At 73.7% G+C, this 10,941-nt stretch carries 10 protein-coding genes; 5 read left to right on the top strand and 5 right to left on the bottom strand.

Features of this window, described 5'->3' with window-relative positions:
- Positions 1-87: 87 nt before the first annotated feature.
- Entirely contained in the window at positions 88-1,365 is a 1,278-nt protein-coding gene (locus AB0G14_RS25330; protein ID WP_357701384.1) for an SGNH/GDSL hydrolase family protein, read from the bottom strand.
- A gap of 313 nt (positions 1,366-1,678) precedes the next feature.
- Here AB0G14_RS25330 and AB0G14_RS25325 point away from each other — a divergent pair, with 313 nt between their 5' ends.
- From AB0G14_RS25325 to AB0G14_RS25315, 3 genes are read left to right on the top strand one after another with little or no spacing between them, the layout of a single operon-like run.
- Positions 1,679-3,274 (top strand): AMP-binding protein, encoded by a 1,596-nt coding sequence (locus AB0G14_RS25325; RefSeq protein ID WP_357701380.1) that lies wholly within the window; start codon positions 1,679-1,681, stop codon positions 3,272-3,274.
- Entirely contained in the window at positions 3,271-4,506 is a 1,236-nt protein-coding gene (locus tag AB0G14_RS25320) for an MFS transporter (protein WP_357701378.1), read from the top strand. Before AB0G14_RS25325 ends, AB0G14_RS25320 begins: the two co-directional genes overlap by 4 nt.
- A gap of 9 nt (positions 4,507-4,515) precedes the next feature.
- Positions 4,516-4,911: an MmcQ/YjbR family DNA-binding protein gene (locus AB0G14_RS25315; protein ID WP_357701376.1), complete on the top strand. Its 396-nt coding sequence runs from the start codon at positions 4,516-4,518 to the stop codon at positions 4,909-4,911.
- Positions 4,912-4,950: 39 nt separating this feature from the next.
- Here AB0G14_RS25315 and AB0G14_RS25310 read toward each other — a convergent pair whose 3' ends face one another.
- Both AB0G14_RS25310 and AB0G14_RS25305 read right to left on the bottom strand, forming a co-directional pair.
- Complete coding sequence (locus AB0G14_RS25310; protein WP_357701374.1) at positions 4,951-5,421, bottom strand: dethiobiotin synthetase; 471 nt, start codon at positions 5,419-5,421, stop codon at positions 4,951-4,953.
- 67 nt (positions 5,422-5,488) lie between these two features.
- Positions 5,489-6,511: a S1 family peptidase gene (locus AB0G14_RS25305; RefSeq protein ID WP_357701372.1), complete on the bottom strand. Its 1,023-nt coding sequence runs from the start codon at positions 6,509-6,511 to the stop codon at positions 5,489-5,491.
- 199 nt (positions 6,512-6,710) lie between these two features.
- Here AB0G14_RS25305 and AB0G14_RS25300 point away from each other — a divergent pair, with 199 nt between their 5' ends.
- Entirely contained in the window at positions 6,711-7,403 is a 693-nt protein-coding gene (locus AB0G14_RS25300; RefSeq protein ID WP_357701370.1) for an SGNH/GDSL hydrolase family protein, read from the top strand.
- A 47-nt stretch (positions 7,404-7,450) separates the two neighbouring features.
- Here AB0G14_RS25300 and AB0G14_RS25295 read toward each other — a convergent pair whose 3' ends face one another.
- A complete protein-coding gene (locus tag AB0G14_RS25295) occupies positions 7,451-8,971 on the bottom strand; it encodes an NAD(P)/FAD-dependent oxidoreductase (RefSeq protein ID WP_357701368.1) in 1,521 nt (506 codons plus the stop codon).
- Between the two features lie 322 nt (positions 8,972-9,293).
- Here AB0G14_RS25295 and AB0G14_RS25290 point away from each other — a divergent pair, with 322 nt between their 5' ends.
- Positions 9,294-10,256: an AraC family transcriptional regulator gene (locus AB0G14_RS25290; RefSeq protein WP_357701366.1), complete on the top strand. Its 963-nt coding sequence runs from the start codon at positions 9,294-9,296 to the stop codon at positions 10,254-10,256.
- 44 nt (positions 10,257-10,300) lie between these two features.
- Here the strand turns inward: AB0G14_RS25290 and AB0G14_RS25285 are convergent, their stop codons facing one another.
- Positions 10,301-10,894, bottom strand: coding sequence for a hypothetical protein (locus AB0G14_RS25285; protein ID WP_357701364.1), 594 nt, complete (start codon positions 10,892-10,894; stop codon positions 10,301-10,303).
- Positions 10,895-10,941 lie beyond the last annotated feature (47 nt).

Below are 10,941 nucleotides of genomic sequence, written 5' to 3'. Positions count from 1 at the left end.
CCTGCGTGACGGCGCCCCGCCCCCCCCCCCCCCCGCCCGCGGGGGGGGGGGGGGGGGGGGGGGCCCCCCCCCCCCCGCGCCGGGATGTCACAGGCCGAGCAGTCGCAGCGGCACGGCGTCGGCCATCGCCTGGTTGCCGGCGTCGTTCGGGTGGATGTGGTCACCCGAGTCGTACGCGGGCAGCAGCCGGCTGGGCTGGGCGGGATCGCGCAGCACCCGGTCGAAGTCGAGCAGCCCGTCGAACTCGTCGCTGCCGCGCAGCCACGCGTTCACCGCCTGCCGGGTGGCCTCCTTCTCGGGCGTCCACACTCCCGGGTTGCCGTGCCCCTCGTACGGGGTGAGCGTCGACACCAGGCTGCGCAGGCCGCGCGCCTTCACCTGCTGGTTGACCTGCCGCAGCGAGGCGATGATGCTCTCGGCGGAGTCGCCCGACATCCAGATGTCGTTGATGCCCAGGTGGGTGACGACGGTCCGGGCGTCGGTCTGTGCGAAGACGTCCTCGTCGAGCCGGGCCAGGGCGTTGGGGCCCAGCTCGTGGTAGCCGGGGAAGCCGCCCGCGCCGGGCTCGGTGCCCTCGTGGTTGAGCCGGTTGCCGGCCAGGCTCAGGTTGAGCACGCCCGGGGTGCGTACGTCGGGGCGGGCGTCGACGAGCCGGTCGGCGAGCAGGTCCGGCCAGCGTTTGTTGGCGTTGACGGTGCTGCCGTTGCCGTCGGCGATCGAGTCGCCGAAGACCACCACCGAGCCGGGGCTGTGCTTGCGCTGCACGTCGATGCCGGACAGGAAGAACCAGCAGCAGTTCGGCCGGATGGTGAACCCGGCGCCGTCGGCGGCGGAGGTGAGGTCCGTGGCGCCGATGAAGTTGGTCTGCCGGGACTGGCCGTGGAAGGTCACCGGGCCGGTCGGGGTCGGGAAGTGCAGGGTCACCACCAGGTCCTGCTGGTCGCCGACGGGCAGGGCGACCGGGTCGCTGAGCAGCTCGGCGCCGCGGTTCATGGTGGCGGAGGCGGCCCCGTCGAAGGTCAGCTCCCGCAGGGTCGAGGTGTCGATGTCGGACAGGTCGTCGGGGGTCGCGGTGTTCGGCTTCGCCACGGTGGCGCGGCCGACCTTGACGGCCTGCTCGCCGTACATGTTGCTCAGTCGCACCCGGAACCGCGGTCCGCCCACGGTGGTGTGCACGACCATCCGGACGCTCTGGTTGTTGAGGCCGTTGTTGGTCAGGCCGGTCGCGTTGCCCCGGGTGACCGCGGCCGCCCAGCTGCCCGCCCAGACCGTCCGCTGGTGGCGGGCCGCCTCGGCGTCGGGCGGGCCGGCGCTGGCCACCACCGCCGGGGTGCCCGCGATCAACAGGGTGGCCGCGGACGCGATGACAGGCCATCTCTTCGGGGTCGACATTGAACCTCCATCGTTGGCAGCCCAGGGCCGTCCGCTGACGGCACCGCCTGGACGATGGTCCAGAAACCTAGCCGCCCCGTTTTACGGGCGTCAATCAACCTGATCGACGTGATCAAATGTCCTCCGGTTCGGCCGGAACGCCGTTCGGTCTCTGTCCCGTGACAGGCGGTGGTGCCTACGCTCACGGACGGCGGCGGTGCGGTCGCCGAGGCGCGCACCCACCCGCCGCGCCGTCCCCGGGCTGACCGGCGGACGGCCACTCCACTTCGCCAATGGGGGCTGCGGGATGACAGACGGACCGGAGCGACGGGACGGCTACGTACACCGGGCGCTGGAGCTGTTCGCCGACTTCGGTGACCGGGAGGCGCTGGTCGGCGGCGGGCACCGGCTCAGCTACGCCGACGTCGCCGCCGAGGTGCGCCGGCTGGCCGCGACGCTGCGCGGGCACGGCGTACGGCCGGGCGACGGGGTGCTGGTCGCGCTCGGCAACCCGGTGGAGGGGCCGCTGGTGCAACTCGCCCTGCACCTGCTGGGCTGCCGGACGATGTGGATCGCGCCGGTCACCTCCCGCCGCGAGGTGGCCGAGTTCGTCCGGCTGGCCCGCCCCGACGCCTTCGTCTACGACGCCCGCGACCCCGCGAGCCTCGGCCCGGAACTGGCCGCCGGGCTGCCCGGCGTGCCGGTCCTCTGCCTCGGCCCGGGCGGCGCGGGCCCGGACCTCACCGACGGTGCGCATCCCGCGCCGGGGGACGACCTGCCGGCGCGGGTCCCGGCGCCGGAGTCCTTCCTCCAGACCAGCGGCACCACCGGCACGCCCAAGCTGGTGCACCACCGGGAGAGCTTCTACGCGCAGATCCTCGCCCTGGCCGCCGACTTCCGCGCGGCCGGGTACCCGCTGCTGCGGCACCTGTCGCACTCGCCGATGTGGCTGGCCAGCGGCCAGATCACCACGCTGTTCAACCTGTTCACCGGCGGGGTGCTGTTCCCCGGCGACGGCTGGGACCCGGCGCGGTTCATCGAGACCGTCGGGCGGGAGCGGATCAACTCCACCTTCGTCACCCCGCCGATGCTCTACGAGGTGCTCGACCATCCGGCGCTGGACGGCGCGGACTTCTCCGCCATGTTCATGTTCAACGTGGGCGCCGGGCCCGCCGCGCCCGCCCGCCTGCGCCAGGCCATCGCCCGCTTCGGCCCGGTGCTGCGCATCGTGTACGGCCTCAGCGAGGCGGTGGTGATCACCGCCCTGCCGGGGCTGACCGACGACCCGGAGCACCCGGAGCGGCTGCGCTCCTGCGGCCGGCCGTACGGGGACGTGCGCGTCGAGATCCGCGCCGAGGACGGCACCGTGCTGCCGCCCGGCGAGAACGGCGAGGTGTGGGTGCACACCGACCTGCGCTTCGCCGGCTACCACGGCCAGCCCGAGCTGACCGCCGAGACGCTGGTCGACGGCTGGGTCCGCACCCGCGACATCGGGCACGTCGACGCCGACGGCTACCTCTACCTCGTCGACCGGTTGCAGGACCGGATCCTCACCCGGCGGCGCAGCTGGCCGATCTACTCCCGCCCGATCGAGGACGCCCTGGCCGGGCACCCGCAGGTCCGCGCGGCCGCGGTGATCGGCGTGCCCGACGAGGTCGCCGGTGAGCTGCCGTACGCCTACGTGGTGCCGGCGCCCGACGCGACGGTGACCGCTCGGGAGCTGATCGACCTGGTCACCGCCGCGCTCAGCGACACCTGGGCGCCGGGCGGGGTCGAGTTCGTCGACCGGCTGCCGCTCAACCGCTCGAACAAGGTGGACAAGCGCGCGCTGCGGGCCCGGTACGCCGAGGCCCACCCGAGCGCGGTGGAGCACCCGGAGGCGTCGATCGGCAGCGTGGCGTGACGTCCCGGCGGGAACTGACCACCCTGGTCGCCGCCGACCTGATCTCGAACCTGGGCAGCCGGGTCTCCGTGGTGGCGATCCCGTGGCTGGTGCTGGAGACCACCGGCAGCCCCGCGAAGATGGGCGCGGTGGCCGCCGCCGAGACGCTGCCCTACCTGCTCTCCGGCGCGCTGGGCACCCCCTGGGCGGACCGGATCGGGCTGCGCCGCACCTCGATCCTGGCCGACGTGGGCAGCGCGGGGCTGATGGTCGCGGTGGCCCTCACCCCGTGGCTGGGCTTCGGTGCGCTGGTCGCGCTGGTCGCCCTCGTGGGCACGCTGCGGGGCGTCGGCGACCGGGTCAAGCACGTCATGTTCCGCCCGGCCGCCGAGGCCGCCGGGGTGCAACTGATCCGGCTGACCTCCGTCTACGACGGGCTCGGTCGGGTGGTCACCCTGCTCGGCGCGGGGCTGGGCGGGCTGCTCATCTGGTGGTTCGGCGTGACCCAGGCGATCCTCATCGACGCCGCCAGCTTCGCCGTCTGCGCGCTGCTGGTCGGGCTCCTCGTCCGGCCGCCGGCGCCCCCGACGGCGCCAGCACGGCCGGAGGGCTACCTGCGCGCGCTGGCGGGCGGGTTCCGCTACCTCGGCCGCGACCGGATGCTGCTGACCATGCTGCTGGTGATCTCGGCGCTGAACATGGTGGTCAACGCCAGCATCGCCGTCTACATCCCGCTCTGGGTGGCCGACGTGCTGCGCAGCCCGGTCGGGCTGGGCCTGGTGCTGGGCGCGTTCTCGGCGGGCGCCCTGCTGGGGAACCTGCTGTTCACCGCGTTCGGCCCCCGGCTGCCCCGGTACCTGGCCTTCGTGGTCGGGGCGGCGGTCAGCGGCGCCCCGCGGCTGCTGGTCCTGGCGCTGAGCGAGGAGCTGGCGGTGGTGCTGGCGGTGACGTTCGCGTCCGGCATCGGCATCGCGGCGGTGAACCCGCTGCTCGGCGTGGCGATCTACGAGCGGGTGCCGCCCGAGTTGCAGACCCGGGTGATCGGGCTGGCGGGGTCGCTGGCGTTCGCGGGCCTGCCGCTGGGCGCGCTGCTGGGCGGGTGGTCGGTGACCGCGCTCGGCCTCCGCCCCGCCCTGTTGGTGATGACCGCGTTCTGCCTGGTGGTCACCCTGCTGCCGCTGCTGCCCGGCCTCCGCCCGCGGTCCGCCCCCGCGCCGGCCGAGCGGGAACCGCGCGCCGTCGGTCAGGCGTAGGGTCGGGACATGGCCACGTGGGCGGACGTACGCCGGATCGCGCTGGGGCTGCCGGAGACGAGCGAGCACCCCTCCTACCAGGGGGCGCCGGCGTGGAAGGTCCGGGACCGGGCGTTCGTCTGGGAGCGCCCGCTGCGCCGCGCCGACCTCGACGCCCTCGGGGCGGCGGCGCCCGACGGCCCGGTGCTCGGCGTGCGGGTGCCGGACCTGGGGGCGAAGGAGGCGCTGCTCGCCGACGACCCCGGCGTCTACTTCGCCACCCCGCACTTCGACGGCTACCCGGTCGTCCTGGTCCGGCTCGACCGGATCGACCCCGACGAGCTGACCGAGCTGGTCGTCGAAGCGTGGCAGGACCGTGCGCCGAAGCGGCTCGCGGCGGCGTACCGGGCCGCGCCGCGCGGCTGACCCGCCCCGGGCGCCGGCCCGCCGGCGGGCGGGGCGACGTCAACGCGGCAGCGCCGCCGAGACCGCCTCCTCCGGGGTGGACACGTGCAGCGGGCCGTCGACGGGCGCACCGTCGGCGTCGAGAACCCGCCAGCCGCCGAGCACCACCACCGGGATGCCGCCGCGCCGCATGCCCAGCGCCACCTCGGAGAGCGTCCCCCACGAGCCGCCGACCGCGATCACCGCGTCGGCGCTCCACACCAGGACCGCGTTGCGCGCCTGGCCCATGTTGGTGACGACCGTGGCCGACACGTCCGCCACGGGGCCGGGCGCGGTGCCGTCGTCGGGGCGTACGCCGACGACCAGGCCGGCTCGGGAACGGGCGCCGGCGGCGACGGCGGACATCACCCCGCCACCGCCCCCGCAGAGCACGGTGGCGCCGCGCTCGGCGAGCAGCTCGCCCACCCGGCGGGCGTACGCCAGCTCGGCGCCCGACGCGGTCGCCGGCCCGCACACCGCCACCTGCACCATGCCGCCATGATGCCCGACGCGACGTGGCGCCCCGGCGGGATCCGCCGGGGCGCCACGGTCGGTCGGGTCAGAACACGGAGACGCCGTACTTGCTGAGCGCCTCGGTGACGGGCTGGAAGAAGGTGGTGCCGCCGGTGCGGCAGTTACCGCTGCCGCCCGAGGTCAGGCCGAGCGCGATGCTGCCGGAGTAGAGCGGGCCGCCGCTGTCGCCGGGCTCGGCGCAGACGTTGGTGGCGATCATGCCCCGCACGGTGCCCTCGGCGTACCGGACGGTGGCGTTGAGGCCGGTGACCGTGCCGCTGTGGGTGCCGGTGGTGCTGCCCCGCCGGGTCACCTGCTGGCCGACGGACGCGTTCCCGGCGGCGGTGATGTCCTGCGAGCCCACCGAGCCGTCGATCGCGATCGAGGTGTTGGTGTAGCGGACGATGCCGTAGTCGTTGCCCGGGAAGCTGCTGCCGGTGCGGTCGCCGAGCTTGGTGCTCTGGGCCGAGTTGGCGTACCAGGCGGAGACCGCGTCCGTGCAGTGCCCGGCGGTGAGGAAGTAGTAGGTGCTGCCGCTGCGCACGTTGAAGCCGAGCGAGCAGCGGTAGCCACCGCCGTAGATGGCGTCGCCGCCGGAGATCCGCATGCTGAGCGTGCCGGCGAGCGGGGTGAGGCGGGCCGTGCCGCCGGCGGCGGCCACCGCGGCGCGGATGCGGGCCAGCTGGGCGGCGCCGACCGTGCTGTCCACGCCGACGACCACCTGGTTGCTGACCGGGTCGACCCAGAGGGCGGTGCCGGTGACGCCCAGGTCCACCCGGGTCTGCGCGGCTTCCAGGGCGCGGGTGCTGTGGGTGACCAGGCGGGCGACGCCGCCGGCGGCGCGGACCGTGGCGGCGGCGGCCTCGTCGGTGACGGCGACGACCGTACGCCCGGAGGCGGCGTCCACGTAGGAGCCGGCGGTGCGGTCGGGGCCGAGGCCGGCGGCGAGGCTGGACGCTCCGTCGGCGGTCAGGACGGCGGGCGCGGCGTGGGCCGGCGACACGGTCATGGTGGCGCCGAGGCAGGCGACGGCGACGGCGGACATCACGCCACGTCGAGTGAGTCTCACGCGTACCTCCCGGGGAGGGCTGGACCGGCTCGCTGCCGATCGATGTGCACATATTCACATCGATCAACGGCAACGTAAAGGGGGCGGCACGAGGTTTGTTCGCCGGTTGTTCGCCCGCGGTGCGCCGGGGCGTCGACCGGGGCGCCTGGTGGTGTGTCGGGCGCTGGCCGGCGGCGACCCGGTCGACTAGCGTGCGCTCATGCCATCGACGCTGACCGAATCGACGGACCCGTGGTGCCTCCGCGACGGGGAGAGCGTCGCCCTGCTGCGCGACCACCCGTGGCGGCGCTTCGCGGTGCTCGGCGACAGCGTGGCCGAGGGGCTCTGCGAGCCCGTCGACGGCTATCCCGAGGTGCAGTGGGCGGACCGCGTCGCCGCCGAGCTGCGGGCCGTCCGGCCGGAGCTGGCGTACCTGAACCTCGGGCTGCGCGGGCTGCGGGCGCACGAGGTGCGCGCCACCCAGCTCGCCCCGGCACTGGCGTTCCGCCCCGACCTGGCGCTGGTGGTGTGCGGCGGCAACGACGCCTTCCACCCGGCGTACGACGCGGACGCCGTCGACGCGGAGCTGACCGCGATGATCGAGGCGTTGCGGGCGGCGGGGGTCGACGTGATCACCGTCGGCATGTTCGACGTCTCGCACAGCCCGGCGGTGCCCGAGCGGCACCGGGCCGGCCTGGCCGAGCGGATGCGGCGGCTCTCCGCGCACACCGGCGCGCTCGCGGAGCGGCTCGGCACCCTGCACGTGCGGCTCACCGACCACCCGCTCACCGCCGATCCGTCGATCTACAGCAGCGACGGCCGGCACGGCAGCGCCCGCAGCGACGCCATCGCCGCGGCCGAGACAGTCCGCCGCCTCGGCGCCCACCTCACGACCGCCCGACGCCCGGGCTGACGGGGCAGCTCGGTGGAGATCACCGCGGCTGCTGTTCCTTCCCCTTGTCAGGCGGGCTGGCTGGCTGACTCCCGGGTCGCCGTCGCGGCGGTGCGCCGGATCATGCGGGGCGTGACCCTCCGGTAGGCGCGCGGGTCGACGGGCAGCAGCCACTGGCGGGCGCGGGCCAGCGGGCCGAGGTTGAGCCCGAGATCGTCGAGCACCTCGTCGATGTTGTGCATCGAGAACGGGATGATGCTCGTACCGCGGGCGTGCTGCCCGTTGGTCCGCGCCGCCATCCAGGCCAGCCGCGTACGCACCTGCTCCCGCATCCGCTCCCTGGACGGCAGCGGGATGCCGCCCCGCAGATGCGCGGCCGTCCAGACCGCTGCCATCTCGGCGCTCAGCGGGCTGAAGAACGAGGAGTTGTAGCCGGCGAAGGTCAGGTGCGGGACGTCGACCGGCAGGATCTGGCGGTGGAGCATGAAGTTGCCCTCGTCGTCTTCGAGCCGGGCGTGCAGAGCGGCGTCGAAGAAGGGCACGCGCTGCCGGAACCCGGTGCCGCAGATGACCAGGTCGGCGGGGAGCACCGTGCCGTCCGCGAGCCGGGCGGCCGGCCGCCCCCCGTCGACCAGGAGTTCGCTGATCTGACGATCGCGGTGGACGCTGATCCGACCGTCGGCGACCCGCTCGAAGAAGCCGTCCGTAGCGAGGCTGACGGTGCTCCGCGCGATGTCCTCGAAGGTCCCGTTCGGCACGAGACCCAGCTCGCGCAGCTTGAGCTGCCGGGTCGCGACCGACCCCACGCTGTCGAGCATGCCGCGACGCAGACCGTTGCCCGGGCCGTGCAGGAACCGCTCGAGGCCCTGCACGCGGATGTACCGGAACAGCGCCTCACCCATCCGGGTGAGCAGAAGGTACTTGTAGTTGACCGCTCCGCCGAGCTTCTTGGGCATCTTCCACAGCAGCTGACGGGCGACGACGTGGGTCCGCGCAGCGACGTCGCTCAGCGGGACCGCCACGTCGCAGGACGACTTGCCGTACCCGACGACGAGGACGTTCTTTCCCCGTGCCGCCTCGAGATCGTGGAACTCCCCGCAGGCCAGAACACGTCCCCCCGCGGCGACGAAGTCCGCACGGCCCTCGAAGGGCGGGATGAGCGGCTCGGAGAAGATGCCGTTGGCGACGACGAGGTGGTCGTACCGCTCCCAGGTCGCGGGGTCCCGCCCACTCGTCGGTCGTGACGCGATCAGCCACGCGGTCTCGTCGTCCACGAGTTTCGCGGCGACGACCTCCGTGGAGAGGCGCAGGACGGGGCGGAGTCCGAACCGGTCCACGTAGCTCTCGACGTACTGCTGGACCTGCTCGCCCGACGGCCACTGCGGGTAGTGAGCGGGCATCGGCAGGTCGGAGAGGTGGTAGGTGCCCTTGTTGTTCTGGGTGCGGAGACCGGGGTATCTCCGGGTGCTGCTCCAGACGCCTCCGACGTCGGGCGCCTTCTCGAACACTGAGACCTCGAAGCCACTCTGCCGCAGCACCTTCGCTGCGCTCAGACCGGCGAATCCAGCACCGACGACGGCGATCCTCATGGCGAACCTCCAAAGACCCTGCGACCCGTTGACGGGAGCCGCGACAGCGGGGCGCCGGCGGCGATCGCACGCTAACGAGCACGGCGGCAGGGCGGCTATCCGCTGGACGCGCACGGCATCCGCTTCGCGCAACCGGGGCAGATACCTTCCCGGCGACCGTGGTGTCGGGTTTGGAGCACGCCTCTGCTGATCAGCCTGTCCTCGGCCCTAGTCTCGGCACAGCAGGGCGTCTCGGCACAGGGCCGCCGGTCCGGGCGAACCGACGGTTCCGCACGTGTCACCAGCGATGCCCAGCCGCCCCGGCCCCTTCAGGAGGTGCCAGATGGCTGCCACGACGGTCAGGACGGACGACATCGAGCGCGCCCGCACGGAGGTCGGTCGCGTCTTCTGTCCGCACCGACTCACGCCCCAGCCGGGCGTCCGCAGCGTCCGCCTGCGAATGACGGCCCGCCGGTCGGGCGGCGTGGGCGTCGTCGACCTCGACTACGCGCAGGCGGTGCGGATCCAGCCGGCCGCGCTGGAGACCTTCTACCTCGTGCAGATTCCCCGCGGCGGCAAGGCGGAGGTCCGTCACGCCGGACGTACCGTGACCTCGACGCCCGACATCGCCTCCGTCCTCTCTCCCCACGACGCCTCGGACATGCACTGGTCCGAGGCGTCTCCGCACCGGATCTTCTACGCCGACCGGCAGACGGTCGATCGGGAACTCGCCCGACTGCTGGGCCGACCCGTGGACGGTCAGGTCCACTTCGACGTCGGCATGACCATGAGCACGCCCGCGGCGGTGGCCTGGGCCCGCGGGGTGGACTTCCTCGCCGAGGAGCTGTCCCAGCCGAAGGGCGCCTCCCTCCTCGACCACCCGCAGGTCGTCGGCCGCTTCGAGCAGGCGCTCATCGGCAAGTTGTTGCTGACCCACCGCCACACCTACAGCGACCTGCTCGCCGAGCCGGCGAGGCACCCGGCACCCGGGCGCCTCGTCCGACGCGCCTGCGCACTGATGACGGAGCACCACGGCGAGGCACTGACGGTCGGCGACGTCGCGGAGGCACTCCGGGTGAGCGTACGGACGCTGCAGGACTGCTTCCGCCGCGAGCTACAGACCACCCCGATGGCGTACCTGCGCGCCCGCCGGCTCGACGCGGTCCACGCCGCGCTGCGCGCGGCCGCCCCCGGGACGTCCGTGACGACCGTCGCCCTCGACCACGGATTCGCCCACCTGAGTCGCTTCGCCGGCGAGTACCGGTCCCGCTTCGGGGAGTCGCCCTCCACCACCCTCCGTCGCTGACCACGCCCGCCGGGCCTCGATCTCGCATCGAGGCTGACGACCGGTCAGGGCATCGACAGGCTCCCGGGCCAGCCGTTCAGGTGGGAGAACTGACGGAGGTACCGTTCGCAGGCGCTGACGAAGTCGTCGCTGCCAGGGGGTAGGCGGGTCGCGGCGATGACGTGGGCAGGATCGGACGAGCGGGGCCGCAGCATGCCGATCTGTTCGTCGACGAACTCCCCGCCGGCGCTGCTGGCGACGGCCAGCGCCAGGGCTGTCGCCGTGACGACACCGACGCAGGTGCGGTTGGGGCTGAGGACGGCTTCGACTCCGCCGCCGGCCTCAGACAGGTGGTGGATGATCATCATCCACACCGTGTCGTTTCCGCCGGCGACGTCGACCTCGTAGTGGACCGAGTGCGGCATCGCGTCGACCTCGTGGTCAACGGATTCACCGATGACGGTGGACCGCAGTTCCGCCCGATCCACCTGCCGGCCCGCGGAGAGGCGTCGCCCCTGCTCGTAACGCCGGTCAGCGATGAGGTGCAGCCGCGGTGCCGCGTCCAGCCCGAGAAGCTCGGCGAGCGTGCCCTGCGCCGCGTCCATCACAGTGGCGAGTGCGAGTGGCCGCGGCAGGGTGGCCTCCAGGTCGACGGACATGCCGAGAGAGTAGCTACCAGTGGCGGGCCCGTAACCCGGGCGGCCAC

Source organism: Micromonospora sp. NPDC023814 (assembly GCF_040639595.1).
GTDB lineage: Bacteria > Actinomycetota > Actinomycetes > Mycobacteriales > Micromonosporaceae > Micromonospora.
The sequence above is the reverse complement of the archived record's forward strand: the minus strand, read 5'-3'. Positions and strand labels throughout refer to the sequence as shown.

What these genes read in the sequence shown, in the direction of transcription:
- AB0G14_RS25310 (WP_357701374.1), bottom strand. Translation starts at nt 5,421, where the DNA reads ATGGTGCAGGTGGCGGTGTGCGGGCCGGCGACCGCGTCGGGCGCCGAG.
- AB0G14_RS25315 (WP_357701376.1), top strand. Translation starts at nt 4,516, where the DNA reads ATGGCCACGTGGGCGGACGTACGCCGGATCGCGCTGGGGCTGCCGGAG.
- AB0G14_RS25300 (WP_357701370.1), top strand. Translation starts at nt 6,711, where the DNA reads ATGCCATCGACGCTGACCGAATCGACGGACCCGTGGTGCCTCCGCGAC.
- AB0G14_RS25290 (WP_357701366.1), top strand. Translation starts at nt 9,294, where the DNA reads ATGGCTGCCACGACGGTCAGGACGGACGACATCGAGCGCGCCCGCACG.
- AB0G14_RS25295 (WP_357701368.1), bottom strand. Translation starts at nt 8,971, where the DNA reads ATGAGGATCGCCGTCGTCGGTGCTGGATTCGCCGGTCTGAGCGCAGCG.
- AB0G14_RS25325 (WP_357701380.1), top strand. Translation starts at nt 1,679, where the DNA reads ATGACAGACGGACCGGAGCGACGGGACGGCTACGTACACCGGGCGCTG.
- AB0G14_RS25285 (WP_357701364.1), bottom strand. Translation starts at nt 10,894, where the DNA reads ATGTCCGTCGACCTGGAGGCCACCCTGCCGCGGCCACTCGCACTCGCC.